Genomic DNA, 20,627 nt, shown 5'->3' with positions numbered 1-20,627 from the left:
TAAATTATTTCATAATGTCTTTTTTGAAACTTTGTCCATTTTTAGGTGCATCTACATTTAATATATCTGCAACAGTCGAACCTATATCTGCAAAGCTACTTCTTATTCCTAGATTTAATCCTTCTTTAACATTTTTCCCATAAACTAATAAAGGTATATATTCTCTTGTATGGTCTGTTCCTTTATATGTTGGATCATTACCATGATCTGCATTTATTATTAGTATATCATCATCGTTCATAGCCTCTATTATATGAGGTATTCTAGCATCGAATTCTTCTAATGCCTCTTTATACCCCTTAGTGTCTCTTCTATGACCATATTTCGAGTCAAAATCAACTAAATTAGTAAATATTAATCCATTGTTATCTCTTTTAATATAGTTTATAGTTTCATCCACACCATCCATATTATCTTTAGTATGTATTGCTTCCGTTATACCTTGTCCATTAAATATGTCTTCTATTTTTCCTACTCCTATTACATCTAATCCAGCATCTTTTATATTATCAAGTACTGTAAGCTCAAATGGATTTAATGAGTAATCTCTTCTATTAGATGTTCTTGAAAATGCCCCTACTTTTTCTCCTACATAAGGTCTTGCTATTATTCTAGCAACTGCATTATCTCCCATCATAATTTCTCTGGCTATTTGACACATTTTATATAACTCATCTAAAGGTATTATTTCTTCATGTGCAGCTATTTGGAATACACTATCTGCAGATGTATAAACTATTACATCTCCAGTTTTCATTTGGTGTTCTCCATATTCATCTAATATAGTTGTTCCTGAAGACGGTTTATTTCCAACCACTTTTCTACCTGTTTTCTTTTCAAATTCATCTATTATCTCTTTAGGGAATCCATTTTCAAAAGTTTTAAATGGTGTTTCAACTAATACTCCTGTCATTTCCCAGTGACCTGTAGTAGTATCTTTTCCTTGAGATACTTCTAAGCATTTACCAAAAGCACCTGTTGGATTGTTTATATTTTCTATAAAATCAACTTCATCTATATTTCCCATTCCTAATTTTATTAGATTTGGTATTTTTATATCATTATGTGATTTAACTATATTTCCTAAAGTATTTACACCTTCATCTCCAAATTTTTTAGAATCAGGTAATTCTCCTATTCCAACACTGTCTATTATAACCCATATTACTCTGCTCATAGTTTGTGCTCCTTTTATTGTTTATTTTCTAGGATGCTTTTCTTTTATTTCTCTTCTCATGTTTTTATTTATATGATTTAAGTATGATTGTAAGCTAGATAAATTAGCATTTCCTAATATTTTACTAACTACTGCAATATTTGCCCCTTCATTTAGTAAATGAATTGCAAATGAATGTCTAAGCATACTTGGGTTTATATTTTTATTTATGTTAGCTAAGCTAGCATGTTTTTTTATAAGTTTCCATAAACCTTGTCTAGTAAACCTTTGCCCTAGAGAACTTACAAAAAGTGAACTCTCGCCTTCATTTGCTAGCTTAGGTCTTGATTCTTTTATATATTTCTCTAAATAGAATCTAGTTATATCTGAGAGTGGTATAATTCTTTGGTTTTTATTAGTATTACAACATATATAATCCATCTCTAACTCTACACTATCTATGTCCATTTCAGCGAGTTCCGAAACTTTAATTCCCGTGCCATATAGTACTTCGAATATCGCTTTATCTCTTATTTGCTTAGGTGTTATTAATTTTGGGAAATCTAACAGAGCCTCTATTTCTACTTCTGTTAATATCTCTAAATCATTCTTTTCTACTTTAGGTTTTTTTATACTTTTTGCTGGATTATTTTTGCTTATATGGTTTGAAAATAAGTAATCATGAAAAGACTTTATTGAAGATATCATTCTAGATACTGTGGCTACCGATATATTATCTTTTTCTAATTTTATCAAGTAGCCTATAATATCATTTTCTACTACACCACTTATTTTTATTTCATTTTGCTCTAAGTATTCTATATACTTTTTAATATCTATAAAATAAGATGATACAGTATTTTCTGACAACTTCTTCTTATCTTTTAAATAACTTATATATTCCTTTACAACTTCCATGGTAAACTCCTTTATCTGACTAGGAACTTAATAATACCTATACTTATAGTATTTAGTATTGATTGCAAACCAACTGTTATAGCTAGGACAATTAAGGCATTTAATAAATATCTTTTTCCTAAAAATAATATATTCTCTTTTTTTCCTTTTTTCAACTCATATATTGCCTCTTTTAAATAATTAAATGAAATTAATAATAGTATAATTCCACCCGGTATAATGATTAAATTTTTAAGTAAAATGATAAATATCATTTTTGTAGCTTTAAATTTCAATGCTATTATAACACTATTTATAGTATAGCCGATTGATAAACCTTTTATCATAAATATTATGACTATAGCAGGAAAAGTTACAATTAATAATGTTAATATACTTATGGATATCATAAATAGCAAATCTGATTTTAAATTAGATATTACTGCCTCTTTTGTTCCTGTACTTAAATTATAATATTCTATGGTTGGATTAATATTGTTCATTATATTACTTTGAGAACTTGGCCATATTTTATTTATATATGTACCAAGTACTATAAATGTTATAAATACAACTCCAATAACTATTATTTGTTTGTTTAGTTCTTTAAAATTCCCTTTTCTATATGTTCTTCTCAAATTTATAACCCCCTCTTATACCTTACAAAATAGTATGTACAAAAAGAGGCGGTTATGCATTTTATATTAATTCTTTAGCTAATAAAATTCCTATTAAAGTTTTTGCATCTTCAATTTCATTTTTTATAACCATATTATAAGCATCTTCTAAATCTATTTTGTAAACTTCTAAACTTTTATCATCAAAGCTATGCTCTGCAACAGTAAGTCCAGTAGCTAAATATATATATATCTTTTGATTAGAAAAACCTGGTGATGTGAAAAATTTATGTATTAATTTTAAATTTTCTGCCTCATATCCAGTTTCTTCTTTAAGCTCTCTTATAGCACATTCTTTAGGATTTTCTCCAACTTCAAGTTTGCCTGCTGGAATTTCCCAGATAACTTTTTCTATAGCTTTCCTAAACTGTTTTATTAGTACAACTTCATTATTATCATTTATGGCAACTATACCTACGGCACCACAATGTTCTACTATTTCTCTTTTTTGATACCCTTGATTTTCTACCTCAACAGTATCTACTTTTAAACTAATTACTTTTCCAGTATATATTCTATCACTACTTATGGTTTTTTCTTCTAACATCATCACAAACCTCCATTAAGTAATATGCAGCTGTACTAGCAGCTTCAAAAAATTCCTTATCTTGTTCGTAATTTCTACCCATACTTCTTACTTTTAATCCGAAGCAATCTAAATCAGCTTTAGTGTTTTTATTATCTATAAATACAGCATTATGTTTATCTTCTAGTTTATTTTCTTTTATTTGTGACTTTATTACATTTAACTTTTCATTTTCATAATTCGTTATAGGTATATTTACATCAACATTTACAATATCTTTAAATACAGTAATACTATGATGAGATATCCCTACATGTCTATCTCTTTTATCTGCAAAGCTAATTCTAGGTATAGCTATAGGATTACCACCTAATTTTTTAATTGCATCTAATATTGGACCCTGTTCTATGCCTGTAAACCCATATTTAGTTCCGGTTCCAGCAATTCCTGGCCCCATACTAATAAATACACAGTCTGCCTTTAAAATTTCTTTGGCTGTTATTAGTGCTGTATATATATTTATACATTCATAATCTCCACCAAATGCATTTCCTATAGTAATAGTATCATCAATTAAACCTTTGCTTTTTAACATATCTACATTTTTACTTAAATATATTGGAAGAGCTGCTCCGTCAGTCATTATATATGCCAATTTTTTATTACAGTTGTTTTTCTTATACGATGCTACAAATGGAGTTAACATACTATGTAGTGTACCTACCACAACTGGCATATTATCTAAACTCTTAAAGTTTTCTATTTTATCATGGTTGATACTATCTTGTTCTTCTACTGAGTCAACTTTAACTTGAAAAGGAGTATATCTTAACTTCATGATATGTCCACCCTCTGTTAAATTTGATTCTGCATTATTTAAATTAGCTATTACAAAGTGATATCCACCCGTACCTAGACTAAGCTCGACTGCAGTAGTATTTAAAACTACCTCATCTCCTACATTTATTTTTCCAGTCATTTTAGAATAATTATAAGCCCTTTGTATATCTCCATTTATATTTACCCTTATATCATCTAAAGTTTCACTTTGATCTACTATAGAGTCAACTATTCCTACTCTTTTACTTATCATAAGTTTACCTTCCTAATTTATCTATAAAATTCAAAAATTTATTTTTTTCTATTATTTTTGTTAATGAATACTTTTCTGTTAGTATATGTATGAATACTAACAATGCTAACCATCCAATTCTAACTTTTATTGAGTAACCCATGACAACAAGCATACCAATTGATATACCCAACACATTAGAACCCGTATCTCCCATCATAGCTTTTGCCTTTAAATCATAATTGAAATATGCAAGTACATTTGGAACGATAAGAAGCATTAAAGATTTTATGTATCCTGTTAAAGTTAAAAATAAGACTACAGATATTGATATATATACCTTTATTGCTCTTCCCGGTCTTAAATCTAATAAGTTCATTAAATTAGTTGATAAAGCAATTATTAATGTATTTATAATTATATCACCTATATTTTTAGATACTGCAATAGATATAATAACTCCAACAAATCCTCCAAATAAAGCTTTAAATCCTCCAGTTGTAAGATTCCCTTTCAGTAAACTTTTAAAATGTCCTTTTAATCCACTTACATCTCTATTTCCTATGATATCATCTAAAATACCTGCAAAAAACATAGATATGATACCAAATATAAACATAAATAGGTATAATAAATTCTTATAATCTTGCGTAAAGAACGCTAATATTATACCATTTATAATTATCATTGGTAGAAAAACTATACCCATACTCACAGGTATCATATCTTTTTTATAATTTGGCCTTAATACATTACTCTCTATTAATAAATTCTTAAATAAAGGTATTATTGCATATGTTCCAAGTAATCCTGTTAAAAGTAAAATAGTGTAAAGTATATAATTTTCCACTTACATACTACCTCCATTCTTTTCTTTTCTGTTTTAAAACTTTCTTTATATGGTAGTATTGTTTCCCTCTATGAATAAATCCTTTTAAATTTCTTCCAGTCTCACTATGAGTCATATTAACTAGCACTTCTTTTATTTTATATCCATGCTTTAACATATCTATAGTCATACCTACTTCTACACCATATCCAAATGGAATTTCATCAAATTTTTCTAATACTTCTTTTTTGAATATTCTTTGCCCAGATAGTGTCGCCTCTAGTTCTACACCTGTCATCTCTAAAACTGATTCTTTAGCTAATCCTTTTACAAACCCTAATCCACCCTTTTTCTTTGCAGGAGGAAATTTAGCAATTGTTACGTCAGCTTCATCATTTAGTATTGGAGTTATAAGTTTTTGTATTTCACTAGATGAACTGCCTAAGTCGCCATCTAAAAAACCTATAATATCCGCATTTTTCATAGCACTTTTTAATCCATAATTTAATGCATATCCCTTACCACGATTTTTATCTAATTTTAATATTTTTATTTTATCATTTTTTACCTTTGATGCAATTTCTACAGTATTATCACTTGATCCATCATCTACTACAATAATTTCATTTATCTCTTTTATCTCTATAATATTTTCTAATGTATCTTTTATTTTATTTGCTTCATTATAAGCTGGTATTATTATACTTATATAAGGATTCATATATTTTCTCCTCTAGTTATTTTTTATATGGCAATAATCTGTCTGCACTTTCTAGTCTTCCAAAGTTGCCTGTTATTCCCTTTTCATTTAATAATATTACTAATGATACTTGTCCTATTCCTTCATCTATATTGTCAATAGTTGTAACTTTATTTTTAGAGTATAAATCTATATATGAGAATTTAGTATTACTCTTTTGAACTCCTACAATATTTTTGTTTTGTTCTTTTAATTTAGTTACTAAAACTTCGTCAATTTTACTAAACTCGTCCTTACCATTTTTAACTTCATTTCCACCTGTTAAAACTACAGAATCATAGTTTAGATAATCACTTGAAATAGAGTTTATCTTTATTAATTCAAGACTTTGAAGAGTTTGTAGTTTAGTTGCTCCACCTTCATCTTTTAGACATTCTGCTACATATTTAACTACATCTTGCGCACTTTTAAACTCTATTTTTAATTTAGTAGATGCTTGTTCTAACTTTGTTTTATTCTCTATGTTGTCAGTTAATACTATGTTAAATGATAATGTTCCACTAGCTTTTGTTATAATTTCTTCTATTTCTTTAGTATAATCATTACTTTCATTAGTAGATATTATTCCTATATTTTTTTCTAATAGTCCATCTACTATTATTTTATCTGAATTTTTATTTATAAATTCTATTGATTGATCATAATCTGAACTTAAATTTGATAAACTTTCTTCTAAATTATCATTCGTAGTTTTTAAATCTTCAAATTTACTATCTAAGTCATTTATAACATTTGCTTGTTGCTTACTAAGTTCTTGGTCATAGTTCAAGTTAAATCCTACTAGTATACCTATTCCTAAAGCTATAAATATAGCTCCTATAGTAACTATGTAATATTTCATATTTATATGCATTTTAATCCTCCTAAATCTACATCTGTAGTAATAACTTAAGCTTTATTTGCATTAAGTGTATAAATTGTTGAGCGCTCGGCGATAGTGATGCAAGTATTAATACTGGGAATAATGCCGTTGCTATTAATGCCCATATATATTTTATTTTTAATTTACTTCTATATAATAAATTAACACCCTTCGCATCTATTAACTTTGAACCTATTTTTAATCTAACTAAGAAAGTACTTGCCATTCCTTTTCTTCCTTTTTCTAAGAAATCAATCATATTTGAATGACTTCCTAGCGCTACTATAAGTTCTGCCTTGTATTCATAGGCTATAAGCATAGCTATATCTTCACTAGTTCCTGGCGCAGGGAAAACTATAGCATCTAAACCTAAGTCTTGTACTCTCTTAAGCCCTGGTGCTCTTCCATCAGTATATGCATGCACTATTATTTCTCCGGCCTTTTTTAATGCTTCATCACTTACACTATCCATATCACCAACAATCACATCTGGAGTATATCCAAATTCTAAAAGCGCGTCGGCACCACCGTCAACACCAACTAATATTGGTTTCATTTCCTCAATATAAGATAATATAGTACTTAAATCTTGTTTATAATCTTGTCCTCTTACAACTATTAATACATGTTTATTTGCGTAATCTGTACTAACCTTAGGTATTTCTACTTCTCCTAAGATAAATCCTTTTTCTTTTTTAGCATACTCTATAGTATTATCTATAAATCTATCTAATTCTACGGCTAAATTTTCATAGGCCTCTTTTAATTTAACTGATACTTCTTCTTTTCCTAAAACTTCACCTTGTCCTATGAGTTCACCGTCTCTATATATCTTCCCATCTATAACTTCAATTATTTGACCTTCTGATAATTCATGAAATAATTCTTCTCCTATATTATCAATTATCAGTATATTTTTTTCAGTTAATATTCCCGGACCTTTATTCGGATACCTTCCACTTATAGAAGGTGATGCGTTCATTACAAGTTTTATTTTACCTTCTACTAAAGAGTTTGCAGCAACCTCATCAATATCTATATGATTTATTACTGCTATCTCTCCACCTGTAAGTCTATTCGCAAGCCTTTTTGTTTTTCGGTCTACCTTAATAGGGGCTTCGACTCTCATATTTTAAACCTCCGACATCATTTATAAAATCACATTCCATTATAGCATTATTTAGCAATAAAAGAAATATTTAAAGTTCATTTTGAATTTTTAAGTAAATTTTGTATATTATAATTAAATTTTTATGCTTTCACTATATCGTGATTTTTTAAGTTATTTGTTTTATTGTAGTTTTATTTATTTAGCTAACATAGATTATCTTTTAGAACATATATAATATAGTTTATAGTAATTTTATCAAATTTTCTCTTTTGTTAAGATACGGATTTTTTATAACTTCTTCTAATAAGTAATTTAATTTATTACCTACATCTTTTCCTTTATATCCTAATTCTTCTATAATTTTTCCGTTTATATCTAAATCTTTTATACTATAACATTCTTTATTTTTTTGTAATTCTATTATTTGATTAATATAATTATCTAATAAATGATATTTTATTTTTAAATCTTCTTTATTTATATTATTTTTATAGTTGTATTTATAATATATTTTTTTCAAATTAAATACTTGTTTTAAATTATCACTACCTATTTTATTTAAAATTCTCTTTATTGTTATCAAATCTATATCATTTTCATCCATAAACATATATTCAATTAATTGATTACAGTGATTAGTTATACATTTCGAATATTTCAATTTATTTACTATATTTTTTGATTGAATATTTTCTTTATAGTATTTAATATTTTCATTTTCTCTGTTACTTATCTCCATTATTTCTTTATTGCTTATTAAATATTCTAACGTTAGTAATCTTTCTTCTAGATTTTTGCTACATTTCGTTAATATATCTAATTGTTTTTCAAACCTATTATATTCATTTCTATTTAAATTGCAATAAATTCCCAATTCCCGGAAAATATTTGTTTTATATAAAAGTATTAGTTGTCCAGGGTTTTCACTTAATATTATCTTATTAACTTCTTCAGTTATTCTCTCTTTACTTATTTTTTTTACTATATCTGAATTTTTATATATACTTTTTAAAGTTTTATTTTCTATATTAAATCCTAATTTACTGCTAAATCTTATTGCTCTTATTATTCTAAGCCCATCTTCATTAAATCTTTCATCTGGATCACCCACTGTCTTAATTACTTTTTTATGTATATCATTTACTCCGTTAAACTTATCAATCAATCCTCTTTTATAATTGTAGGCAATAGAGTTCATTGTAAAATCTCTTCTTTTTAAATCTTCTACAATACTAGATGTAAATTTAACTTCTCTAGGTCTACGATTATCTTCATACTCACTTTCAATTCTATATGTTGTTATTTCATAAACATCTTTATCTATAATCACACCCACTGTACCATGTTTTATTCCATTGTTGATTATCTTATACTCTTTAAATATTTCAATTATTTGATTTGGTTTAGCATCGGTTGTTATGTCATAATCATTTGGTTCAATTCCTAATATAGAATCTCTTACACATCCTCCTACTATAAAAGCTTCATGACCATTTTCATATATCTTATTAATTATAAATTCAACTTTTTTAGGTAGGTTTATATTCATTATATTTCTCCTTAATTATAATTTACTATTATCTATAAAATAACCAATTTTCAAATACTATAACACAAAATAAGCCTTCTTTATTTTAGAAGGCTTATTTTTGTATTGATTATATAATTATTTTACCATACTATGTTCTAATCTTAATTTATCTGCTATCATTGCTATAAATTCAGAATTTGTAGGTTTTCCTTTTGTATTATGAACCGTGTATCCGAATAATTGGTTTATTGTATCAACCTTACCTCTACTCCATGCTACTTCTATCGCATGTCTTATAGCTCTTTCTACTCTACTTGGAGTAGTATTAAATTTCTTAGCTATACTAGGATATAATTCTTTTGTTACAGCACCTAATAATTCTACATTTTCTATAACCATTTTTATAGCTTCTCTTAAATATAAGTATCCTTTTATATGAGCTGGTACACCTATCTCATGTATTATATTTGGTATTTCTGTTTCTATATTTCCTACATTCTTTACAAAATCACTTCTTGTCATTTGTATATCTGCATGCATTCTTGGTCTCATTTGCATATGACCAGTTGTATTTAAAACTAATTCTCTTATTCTGTTTATGAATATAACAAAGTCAAATGGCTTAACTATATAATAGTCCGCTCCTAAGTTAATAGCACTTTGTGTTATTTTATCTTGACCTACTGCTGATAATACTATTATTTTTGGCATTTTAGGTATATCCATTGCATTTAATTTTTCTATAACCCCTAAACCATCTAAATGTGGCATTATAACATCTAATACTAATAAATCTGGTTGAGTCCTTTTCACTAAATCTAATGCTTCTATTCCATCTTTTGCGATACCTAATATTTCTATATCACTTTCATTAGATAAGTATTCTTTAAGTACTTGACAAAAATCCTTATTATCATCTGCTAAAACTATTTTAATTTTCTCGTTCACTAAAATTCCCCCCATTAATAAAACATCTTCTTTTTTATATTATAATATCAAAAGTTTTTCATACTAAGCATATTCGACATACTAAAATTGTATTCCTTCAATTTATTTAAAAATTTATTAAAATATGTATTAAAGTTTTATTATCTCTTATCTAATTGTATCATCTCATCTATAAAATTACCATATCCTTTTTTAGAATCTTCTCTAAATACATGGGTTATTGCACCAATAATCTTATTATTTTGAATTATAGGGGCTCCGCTCATACCTTGAATTATGCCTCCTGTATAATTCATCAAATCTTCATCAACCACCTCTATCACCATGTCTCTATCACTTTTTCTATCTTCTACAAAACTTTCTATCTGTATATCATAACTAATTATATTTCTATCTTTATCTTCAAAAAGAATATATGCTTTTCCTAACTTTATATCTTTCTTTTTCCCTACTTCTACTAATTGTCTCTCAGTATTTATTTCTCCTGTCATATTTCCACTTATTCCAAAATTTGAATTATTATTAAAATTACCGATAGAATTTTCTGTACTAAATTCTCCTTTTATCTGTCCTACTTTATTGTCACTTGCCTTTATTATTTCAATACTCGTAGGGTTATATATATTCCCTTGTTTTATTTTTAAGAACCCTTTTGTGTCTGTATCTGTAATTGCATGCCCTATAGCTTTAAATTTAGAGTTTACTGGGTCATAAAATGTTACAGTTCCTACTCCAGATATTTTGTCTCTTACCCATAACCCAAGTTTCGATTTTCCATCACAGTGTTTTATTTTTATTGTTTGTGTACTATATTTATTATTTCGCTCAAATGTTATATCTACATCATCTTTTTTTAATTTTTCTAAAATATTAGTTATATCTTGGCTATTATTTATTTTTTCTCCATTTATTTTTACTATATTGTCTCCCTTTTGTATTCCACCTATATATTCTATATTTTCTTCTTCATAACCTACCACTAATACACCATCTGTGGTAGCCTTAATTCCTACAACTTTACCAAATGGATAAACATATTTTGTTTCATTCTCACTACTATTCACCATAGTTTCTATTGCTGGATCTCTGTACTTTTCTTTTAATATTTTAGTACTCAATAAAACTAAACTTATAGCAGCTATTATTACTACAGTATTTTTACTCTTGAAATTTTCGAACATAATACTGTCACTCCCTACTTATAAAATATATACTTATAATTCCTTTATAGGAAAAATATTATTCATATTAAATTTATAAATAGCATAAAAAAAGAAGCTCTTAAAAGCTTCTTTTTGCTAAATCTATTATTTCACTAGCATGTTCCATTGTTTTCTCTGTTATATTACTTCCTGCTATAAGCCTAGCTATTTCATCTCTTTTTTGACTATGATCTAACTTTCTTATAGTTGTAAATGTTCTTTCATTTGATGTACTCTTTTCTATGCAGTAATGTGTATCTGCATTAGCTGCTATTTGTGGTAAATGTGTTATACATATAATTTGCTTTTTCTTACCTATATTACTGAGTTTTTCACCTACAATTTGCGCTGCTATTCCACTTATACCTGTATCTATTTCATCAAATACTAATGTATCAATTTGATCTATATCTGCTAATATAGTTTTAAATGCTAGCATGAATCTAGACATTTCTCCACCCGATGCTACCTTATATATAGGTTTTATATCTTCTCCTAAGTTAAATGATATCATAAACTCTAAATCATCTTGTCCTTTTTGGGTAAATGCACTTTTTTTGAAATCAACTTTAAATACTACATCTTTCATATTTAAGCTTTTTAACTCTATAAGTAAAACCTCTTCTAAATTAGATGCAACTTTTATTCTAGCTTGTGTTAAATCATCTGCTTTAACAGATAATTTTTTTTCAAGTTTAAGAACTTCTTCTTTTAGTTCTTCTACTCTTTCATCTCTATTTAGTATTTCATCTAATCTAGTTTTTATTTTATTATAATACTCAAATATATCTTCTATAGTTTCTCCATATTTTCTTCTTAAGTTATTTATCTCATCAACTCTAACTTCTATTTGTTCTAATTCGTAAGGTTCAAAGTTTATATTTTCTTTATAGTTTCTTATCTCTCTAGAAATATCTTGAAGTTCATACATAATTCTTTCGATATCATTATTGTAATCATTTAAAGATTTATCATATTCAGCTATAGCTCCTAATTCTTTTACTGCATTACCAATTAAGTCTACTGCATTAACAGAACCATCATATAAATGCTGATAGCTTAAATTTAAGTTGCTATAAATTTTTTCACTATTCCTATAAACTTCTCTTTGCTTAAGTAAATCTTCATACTCATCTTTACTTAAATTAGCTGATTCTATTTCGTTTATTTGAAATTTTAATAAATCTATCTCTCTTTGAATTTGCATATCATCTTTATTTTCTGTCAATGTGCTTAATAATCTTTTAACTTCACTATATTTATCATATATAGTCTTGTATTTTCTTTTAAAATCTATTAATTCAATTTCTCCAAATAAATCTAAAAATTCTAGATGTGTTTCTTTGTTGAATAAAGCTTGTGTTTGATGCTGTCCATGTATATCTATTAGTGTAGATGCTATTTGCTTTAGAACTGCCATTTTAACAGTTCTACCATTCACTCTAGCAACACTCTTTCCATCACAATAAATTACTCTAGTAATTACTAACAAGTTGCCTTCATCTAACTCTAAATCATTTTCTTCTAGTACTTTGTTTAAATGACTATTCTGTGCATAAAATACAGCTTCAACTAAACCTTTATCCGTACCTTTTCTTAAGAATGATCTATCATACTTTTCTCCTAAACATAATCCTAAAGCATCAATTATTATAGACTTTCCTGAACCTGTTTCTCCTGTTAATATATTTAGGTTTTCATCAATATTTAGCCTTAATTCTTCTACTAAGGCACAATTTTTCATATACAACTCAAGGATCAATCTAAATCCCCCTCTTTTTTATATAAAAATCCGAACCACAAACACCGTCCGTTTTAAATTTTAGAATGTAAAATCAAATCTACTTACTTAAATTATGAGAAGCTTCAACTACCTCTACTATTTTATTATTATGTTCTTCGCTGTTAAATGTATATCCATCATTTCCATTTCTTAAATGAATTAAATACTCTATATTTCCTTCTGGACCTTTTATAGGAGAATAATCTAACCCTAATATTTCAAATCCATTTTCAACTGCAAAGTTTGATATCATTTCTATTACTTCAATATGTGTAGATTTTTCTCTAACTACACCTTTTTTACCAACCTTTTCTCTTCCTGCTTCAAATTGAGGTTTTATTAATGCTACTACTTCTCCATTTGGTATTATAAGCTGCTTACACTTTGGAAGAACTAATTTTAAAGATATAAATGAAACATCTATAGATGCAAAATCTGCAAATTCCTTTGTTTGTTCTATAGTTACGTATCTTATATTTGTTCTTTCCATACAAACAACTCTTTCATCTTGTCTTAATTTCCAAGCAAGTTGTCCATACCCTACATCTATTGAAAATACTTTAACTGCTCCATTTTGAAGCATGCAATCTGTAAATCCACCTGTAGAAGAACCTATATCCATACATACTTTTTTATCTAAAGTTAAATCAAAGTTTTTCATAGCTTTTTCAAGTTTTAATCCACCCCTACTAACATATGGTATTGGATTTCCTTTTACTTCGATTTTAGATTCTACATCTACATCCGCTCCAGCCTTATCACATCTCTGATTATTGACAAATATAAGTCCTGCCATTATAGCTTTTTTTGCTCTTTCTCTGCTCTCAAAGTGACCTTGCTCTACTAGTAATACATCTATTCTTTTTTTCATAAAATTACCTTTCTTATTTATAGACTTTTTATTTTGTCTGCTATTTTATTTGGTGACAAGCCTACACTCTCATATATCTCTTCTGCACTTCCATGAGGTACGAATTCTTCTGGAAGAGCTATATTTGTTATTTTTATATTATAATTATTATCTACTATAAATTTGTTTATTCTACTTCCAAATCCACCTATTATAGTATTATCTTCTATTGTAACTACATTTTTGTATTGCTTAAATAAATTATTTAATAAGTCTTCATCTATCGGTTTTAAAAATCTAGCATTCACTATAGTTGGATTTATATTGTAATTTAATAAAATTTCCTTAGTTTTAATTGCATGTTTCACCATGTTTCCTATTGCTAGAATGACAGTCTCTTCACCACTTGATAAAATTTCATAGCTACCTAATTTAATAGGATTATATTCTCCTGTTTCTAAATAATAGCTATTTCCTCTTGGATACCTTATAGCTACTGGTGATTCTAAATTTAAAGATAGATCCATCATTAAATTTAGTTCTTCACTATCTTTTGGGGCCATAACTACTATATTAGGTATTGAGTTTAAATAACTTAAGTCAAACATCCCATGATGAGTTTCTCCATCGTTCCCAACAATACCCGCTCTATCAATAAGGAATGTTACTGGCTTCTTAGTAATACAAACATCATGTATAATTTGGTCATATCCTCTTTGTAAAAATGATGAATATACCGCAAAATATGGTTTCATTCCATTTTTAGCTAACCCTGCTGCAAATGTAGTAGCATGTTGTTCAGCTATTCCTACATCATAATATCTATTTGGATAAGCTTGTTCAAATATATTTAATCCTGTTCCTGATGGCATAGCTGCAGTTATGGCTACAACCCTATTGTCTTTATCTGCCATTGAAGCAAGTTTTTCTCCTACTGATGCTGATATAGATTTACTACATGAACTTTTTACACCTTCTTTTATATCAAATTTTGATACTCCATGATATTTATGCGGTTCGTTCTCTGCGTATCTATATCCCTTTCCTTTTTTAGTTATTACATGTAATAGTACTGGTCCTTTTCTATTTTTAACTTTACTTAGTATTTCTATTAGTTCTTTAGTATTATGTCCATCTATTGGTCCATAATATTTTATTCCTATAGCATCGAAGAATTCACATTCTTGAGGTGTAAATTTACTTATAATACTGTCTTTAACTTTATTCGCTGTTTTTGATATTAAGTTTCCACCTGGTGCCACACTTAATATTTTTTCTACTTCATCTTTAACCTTATTTGCCGTTGAATTTCTTATTATGCTAGATAAATGTTTAGACATTCCTCCAACATTTTTATCTATAGACATTTCATTATCATTAAGAATAACTATCATATCTGTATTTATATATCCTAAATGATTTAGTGCTTCAAGAGCCATACCTCCAGTTATAGATCCATCTCCAATTACTGCTATAACACTTCCATCTTCTTTTTTTATATCTCTTGCACAAGCAATACCTTCTGCCACTGAAATAGAGGTACTACTATGACCTGTATCAAATATATCATGAGGACTTTCATTCTCCTTTGGAAATCCACTTAATCCATTAAATTGTCTTAAAGATACAAAATCATCTTTTCTTCCTGTGATTATTTTATGCACATAAGATTGATGTCCTACATCCCATACTATTTTATCTTTAGGGCTCTCAAATACTTTATGTAGAGCTAATGTCAATTCTACTACACCTAAGTTAGATGCTAAATGACCTCCTGTTTTAGAAACAGATCTTACTAAAAATTTTCTTATGTCTTTTGCTAACATGTCCATTTCTTCAGTATTCATCATTTTTACATCATTTGGAGAATTTACTTTATCTAAATATTTATACATATTATCCTCACCTTTTGTTCAGTAAATTTTTATTTACTCTGATTTATAAAACTGCTATTAATATAAAAAATGAATATACCTTAGTATTGACTAAGTTATATTCATTTTATAACTACATTAAAACATTTGCTTATCTAATATCATCGACGTAGTGATTTTAAATTTACTTTCTTAATTCAAAATTGTAAGATATTCGTTTAGCTTATTTTGTTTATAAAAATAGAAGTTATTAATGAGTACTAACCTTTATAATACCTTGGTAAATAAAAATTATATCATATACTACATCCTTTTTCAATTTATGCCAAAATTATTGCAATTATAATTCCTAGCATTGCACCAAATAAAACTTCTTTTGGAGTATGTCCTACTAATTCTTTTAACCTCTTTTGTTCTATATGCTTTTTATTGTGTAAATCATCTAACATTTGGTTTATTATAGTAGCTTGCTTCCCTACAGCACGTCTAACACCCGTTGCATCATACATTATTATTAGTGCAAACACACATACTATTGCAAAGTCAGTTGAAGCAAAACCTCTTTCAATCCCAACTAGAGTGGCTAGGCTTGTGACAAAAGAGCTATGAGAACTTGGCATTCCACCAGAAGTAAATATTCTAGCTAATTCTACTTTCTTATGTTTGCCAGTAAATATTTTCATGAATTGTGCTAAGAAACAAGCAAATATACTTATTCCCAAAACCTTGTTGCTGAAAATTTCAAAAAAAACGTTCATTACTCCTCCTTAGTACTCTCTAGCTATTATATATTCAGCCAGTCCATTCAAAAACTCAACATCATCAGAAAGTTTATTTATACTTTCTTTAGCATCATTTATTAATTGATTTGCAATTTCTTTAGATTTTTCTAAACCTAATAAAGATGGATATGTAGATTTATTATTCTCTATATCACTTCCTACATTTTTCCCTAGTTTAGATTCATCTCCCACTATATCTAGTATGTCATCTACTATTTGGAAAGATAGGCCTATATTCTTTGCATATCTTGTTATTTCATCTAAATGTTCTTCACTTGCATTTCCAATTATAGCTCCTGCTCTCATACATCCAATCATGATTGCCGCAGTTTTATTGTTGTGTATATAATCTAATTTTTCCTTAGATATTTGTTGATCTTCACTTTGAACATCTACAACTTGTCCACCTATCATTCCATATATACCTGCAGATTTAGCTATTTCGTTTATTGCTCTCAAATATTTTTCTGGGTCTTTTTTTCCTAAAGAATTTGAAAGCATAATTTCAAAAGCATAATTTAAAAGAGCATCGCCAGCAAGTATAGCCATATTCTCCCCATACACTATATGATTAGTTTTTCTTCCTCTTCTTAAATCATCATTATCAAGGGCTGGTAAATCATCATGTATTAAAGAGTATGTATGTATCATTTCTATTGCCACTGCAAAAGGTATAGCGTCCTTTTCATCTCCACCTACTATTTTACATGCTTCTAGTGTTAATATAGGTCTTAACCTCTTCCCACCTGCACTTAAGCTATAATTCATAGCTTCCATTATAGTCTTTTGATATCCCTCTTCTTTAGGCATATATTTATTTAATAATTTTTCTACATAACTAGTTTTTTCCTTTAGAACTAATTTAAATTCCACTTTTATTCCTCCCCCATATCAAATTTTTCTTCTAATCCTAATTGAGTAAATTTACTTATTTTTAGTTGAGCATTTTCTAAAAGGTTGTTACAATGTTTGTAAAGACTTATTCCTTCTTCGTACAAACTTAATGATTCATCTAATCCAGCACTTTTAGATTCTAACTTTTCTAGTATATTTTCTAGTTTTTTATAGGCTTCTTCATATGTTAAATTCATATTTATACCTCTTTATTTTTAATTTTTTCTACACTACATTCAATATTTCCGTCCTTTAGTATTATATCTACATTGTCTTTAAATTTTAAATTTTTTATGCTATTTATAACTTCCCCATCCTTTTGAACTATACTATAGCCTCTATCTATTGTAGCTAGTGGACTTAGACTATGTAATACAGCTCCAGTACTTGAAAGTCTTTCTTTTTCTATACTTATATTATTTTCTGCCTCAGAAATTATTTTATCATATATTTTGTCTAATTGTATAATTTTATCTCTTATTGTGTATGCACTTAAATAGTTATTTATTTTATCAAATACTGAATTTAATTTGTATTCATTAACTTGCAATACATTTGTTAATGATTTATTCATTCTATTTAATATATTTTCTAATTTATAATAAATTTCCTCTAAAGATGGAGTTGCTATTTCTGCTGCTGCTGAAGGGGTTGGTGCACGCATGTCTGCTACAAAATCACAAATAGTAAAATCTGTTTCATGACCTACTGCAGATATTATAGGTATTTTAGATTTAAAAATAGCTCTAGCTACTATTTCTTCATTAAAAGACCAAAGCTCTTCTATAGAGCCTCCTCCTCTTCCAACTATTATAGTATCTACATTACTTCTTTCATTAAAGAATTTAATTCCTTCACATATATCATACTTTGAATTTGTTCCTTGAACATTTACCGAATATAGCTTTATATCTATTTTAGGATATCTTCTTTCTATGACATTTATTATATCCCTTATGACAGCCCCTGTTTGAGAAGTTATTACACCAATAGCTTGAGGCCTTTTAGGTATAGGCTTTTTATACTTAGTGTCGAATAATCCCTCTTTACTTAGCTTTTCTTTTAGTTTATTAAACTCTATATATAGATTTCCTATCCCTTCTATCTCTATTGAATTTATATACAATTGATATGATCCATCTCTTTCATAAACAGATATATATCCATTCGCGATAACTTTAACTCCATTATTTAATTGTAAATCTTTATTATAGTTATTTTTAAAAATAACACAGTTTATTTTAGAGTTTTCATCCTTTAAAGATAGGTATACATTTTTGCTACTATGTACTTTAAAGTTAGATATTTCTCCTTTAACCTTTAAATTATATAATATTGGATCATTGATTAAGATTTTTTTTATATATGAATTCGCTTCACTTATGTTTAACGCTCTTATTTTCAAATTTATTCACCCCTATTATAGCACATCCTACTGCATTATCTGTACAATACTCAGTATTGGTAAAATAAGCATTTATTTTATACTTTCTTAATTTTGATACTAATTCATTTGATATATATTTACTTGCAGATACCCCTCCTGCAAATACAATTTCATCAATATTGTACTTTCTACTTATATATACAATTGATTTGACCATATTCCTAACAACTGAATCTAAAACTAATTTACAAATATATTCTTTACTTTCTTTGTTTAAAATTTTATCAACTTGATTTTCTAATCCCGATAAATTCATATAACCTTCTTTAACAGATGTTTTTAATCCTTGCTCTATTTTTGTAATACATTTTATGGCATTTTCATCTACATATTTACCTGCTGGAAAGTTATATCCCATTTTTACTCCAACTCTATCTATAAGTTGTCCAAAACTTATATCTTTGCTTCCTCCGACTATTTCTACGCTATATCCCAATTCATCTTTATTTTTCTTACATAAAAGTATTTCTGTTGTACCACCTGACATATGAACAGACAGAAACTCTTCTTTATTTTTTATATTGTTAGTAAGTAAACTTGCTTCTATATGATTTTCTTGATGAGTAGTTTCATATAACTCGCACTTCATCATAGTTGAAGAAAGTTTTGCAAAATTATATCCCACTGTAAATACTGGCATGTATGAATCTTCTATCGGTCTTGGTTTTTTTGATACACATATGGCTGCGATATTATAATCTTTTATAATATCTTTTATTTGTAGTTCAATTTCTCCTAAATTCTTTATATGTTGGAAAACAGCTTCACTTTGCCTTAAGCCTTTGCTGTTATTTTTTACCTCAAGCATTATTTTTTTATTGAATATAACTTTTTTACCTAAAGATATAGCTGCTATAGAGGTTGTATAGCAGCTAGTATCTATTCCGATTATTATATTATTTTCCTGAAAGCTCATTAACTACGCTTCCTAATATTCCATTTATAAATTTAGGAGTTTTGTCATCACAGTATATTTTTGCAATTTCTACGGCTTCATTTATAGAAACCTTATCAGGTATTTCTTCTACAAAAAGTATTTCACATATAGATAACTTTAATATAGATACGTCTACCTTTGGCATTCTCTCTATAGTCCAGTTATTTGCATACTTATTGATTAATTCATTTATCTTCGCTGAATTTTCTTTTAAACAAGTACATATTTGATTCATATATTCTTTGTCTACAACATCGTCCATTTGTAGATTTTCAAGTTTTAATTCTGGATTATTTGAGTATTGTAATCTAAGTTCTTCATATCTATTAGCTATATATTCAAAATTATTATTTAAAAATTTATCTAATACACCTTCCATATCTTCTTTAGTTACATCCGATTGGTATATTAATTTCATCATATACTCTCTACTAGTTACTTTTTTTGCTTTGTCGTTCTTCATTGGCTGTAATCCTCCTTCAATTCCTA

At 27.5% G+C, this 20,627-nt stretch carries 21 protein-coding genes; all 21 read right to left on the bottom strand.

All coding sequences use genetic code 11. The features are described 5' to 3' along the window. Nucleotides 1-4 precede the first annotated feature (4 nt). The 21 genes from AC11VW_RS13480 to nusB all read right to left on the bottom strand — a co-directional run bounded on the left by AC11VW_RS13480 (nt 5) and on the right by nusB (nt 20,601). The gene (locus tag AC11VW_RS13480; protein WP_484301945.1) at nt 5-1,177 is read right to left on the bottom strand and encodes a phosphopentomutase; all 1,173 of its coding nucleotides are present in this window, start codon (nt 1,175-1,177) and stop codon (nt 5-7) included. Between the two features lie 21 nt (nt 1,178-1,198). Continuing rightward, nucleotides 1,199-2,074, bottom strand: coding sequence for a tyrosine-type recombinase/integrase (locus AC11VW_RS13475; protein WP_484301944.1), 876 nt, complete (start codon nt 2,072-2,074; stop codon nt 1,199-1,201). An 11-nt stretch (nt 2,075-2,085) separates the two neighbouring features. Next, nucleotides 2,086-2,691 (bottom strand): stage II sporulation protein M, encoded by a 606-nt coding sequence (locus AC11VW_RS13470; RefSeq protein ID WP_484301943.1) that lies wholly within the window; start codon nt 2,689-2,691, stop codon nt 2,086-2,088. Between the two features lie 61 nt (nt 2,692-2,752). Continuing rightward, nucleotides 2,753-3,280, bottom strand: coding sequence for an NUDIX hydrolase (locus tag AC11VW_RS13465; RefSeq protein ID WP_484301942.1), 528 nt, complete (start codon nt 3,278-3,280; stop codon nt 2,753-2,755). After that, the gene (locus AC11VW_RS13460) at nt 3,252-4,349 is read right to left on the bottom strand and encodes a DUF3866 family protein (protein WP_484301941.1); all 1,098 of its coding nucleotides are present in this window, start codon (nt 4,347-4,349) and stop codon (nt 3,252-3,254) included. Before AC11VW_RS13460 ends, AC11VW_RS13465 begins: the two co-directional genes overlap by 29 nt. A 4-nt stretch (nt 4,350-4,353) precedes the next feature. Next, entirely contained in the window at nt 4,354-5,178 is an 825-nt protein-coding gene (locus AC11VW_RS13455; protein WP_484301940.1) for a glycosyl transferase, read from the bottom strand. A gap of 7 nt (nt 5,179-5,185) precedes the next feature. Continuing rightward, the gene (locus AC11VW_RS13450) at nt 5,186-5,878 is read right to left on the bottom strand and encodes a glycosyltransferase family 2 protein (RefSeq protein WP_484301939.1); all 693 of its coding nucleotides are present in this window, start codon (nt 5,876-5,878) and stop codon (nt 5,186-5,188) included. A 16-nt stretch (nt 5,879-5,894) separates the two neighbouring features. Next, on the bottom strand, nt 5,895-6,770 hold the full coding sequence (locus tag AC11VW_RS13445) for a copper transporter (protein WP_484301938.1): 876 nt from the start codon (nt 6,768-6,770) through the stop codon (nt 5,895-5,897). A gap of 16 nt (nt 6,771-6,786) precedes the next feature. Further along, nucleotides 6,787-7,908, bottom strand: coding sequence for a putative cytokinetic ring protein SteA (gene steA / locus AC11VW_RS13440; RefSeq protein WP_484301937.1), 1,122 nt, complete (start codon nt 7,906-7,908; stop codon nt 6,787-6,789). 223 nt (nt 7,909-8,131) lie between these two features. Then, a complete protein-coding gene (locus AC11VW_RS13435) occupies nt 8,132-9,439 on the bottom strand; it encodes a CCA tRNA nucleotidyltransferase (protein ID WP_484301936.1) in 1,308 nt (435 codons plus the stop codon). A gap of 117 nt (nt 9,440-9,556) precedes the next feature. Continuing rightward, complete coding sequence (spo0A, locus tag AC11VW_RS13430) at nt 9,557-10,384, bottom strand: sporulation transcription factor Spo0A (RefSeq protein WP_484301935.1); 828 nt, start codon at nt 10,382-10,384, stop codon at nt 9,557-9,559. Nucleotides 10,385-10,509: 125 nt separating this feature from the next. After that, complete coding sequence (locus tag AC11VW_RS13425) at nt 10,510-11,550, bottom strand: SpoIVB peptidase S55 domain-containing protein (RefSeq protein ID WP_484301934.1); 1,041 nt, start codon at nt 11,548-11,550, stop codon at nt 10,510-10,512. A 100-nt stretch (nt 11,551-11,650) separates the two neighbouring features. Next, on the bottom strand, nt 11,651-13,333 hold the full coding sequence (recN, locus tag AC11VW_RS13420; RefSeq protein ID WP_484301933.1) for a DNA repair protein RecN: 1,683 nt from the start codon (nt 13,331-13,333) through the stop codon (nt 11,651-11,653). A gap of 79 nt (nt 13,334-13,412) precedes the next feature. Continuing rightward, nucleotides 13,413-14,225: a TlyA family RNA methyltransferase gene (locus AC11VW_RS13415; protein ID WP_484301932.1), complete on the bottom strand. Its 813-nt coding sequence runs from the start codon at nt 14,223-14,225 to the stop codon at nt 13,413-13,415. Between the two features lie 17 nt (nt 14,226-14,242). Next, entirely contained in the window at nt 14,243-16,099 is a 1,857-nt protein-coding gene (dxs, locus tag AC11VW_RS13410; RefSeq protein WP_484301931.1) for a 1-deoxy-D-xylulose-5-phosphate synthase, read from the bottom strand. A 299-nt stretch (nt 16,100-16,398) separates the two neighbouring features. After that, complete coding sequence (locus AC11VW_RS13405) at nt 16,399-16,836, bottom strand: divergent PAP2 family protein (protein ID WP_484301930.1); 438 nt, start codon at nt 16,834-16,836, stop codon at nt 16,399-16,401. A gap of 9 nt (nt 16,837-16,845) precedes the next feature. Then, entirely contained in the window at nt 16,846-17,733 is an 888-nt protein-coding gene (locus AC11VW_RS13400) for a polyprenyl synthetase family protein (RefSeq protein WP_484301929.1), read from the bottom strand. A gap of 2 nt (nt 17,734-17,735) precedes the next feature. Next, nucleotides 17,736-17,951, bottom strand: a complete 216-nt coding sequence (xseB, locus tag AC11VW_RS13395; protein WP_484301928.1) for an exodeoxyribonuclease VII small subunit — start codon at nt 17,949-17,951, stop codon at nt 17,736-17,738. Between the two features lie 2 nt (nt 17,952-17,953). Beyond that, nucleotides 17,954-19,159, bottom strand: a complete 1,206-nt coding sequence (gene xseA / locus AC11VW_RS13390) for an exodeoxyribonuclease VII large subunit (RefSeq protein WP_484301927.1) — start codon at nt 19,157-19,159, stop codon at nt 17,954-17,956. Further along, complete coding sequence (locus AC11VW_RS13385; protein ID WP_484301926.1) at nt 19,131-20,117, bottom strand: Kae1-like domain-containing protein; 987 nt, start codon at nt 20,115-20,117, stop codon at nt 19,131-19,133. Before AC11VW_RS13385 ends, xseA begins: the two co-directional genes overlap by 29 nt. Continuing rightward, nucleotides 20,098-20,601, bottom strand: a complete 504-nt coding sequence (gene nusB / locus AC11VW_RS13380; RefSeq protein ID WP_484301925.1) for a transcription antitermination factor NusB — start codon at nt 20,599-20,601, stop codon at nt 20,098-20,100. The genes AC11VW_RS13385 and nusB overlap by 20 nt, the downstream gene beginning before the upstream one ends. Nucleotides 20,602-20,627: the final 26 nt, after the last annotated feature.

This window comes from Romboutsia sp. (assembly GCF_056995035.1).
This window is presented reverse-complemented; position numbering and strand designations above follow the sequence as displayed.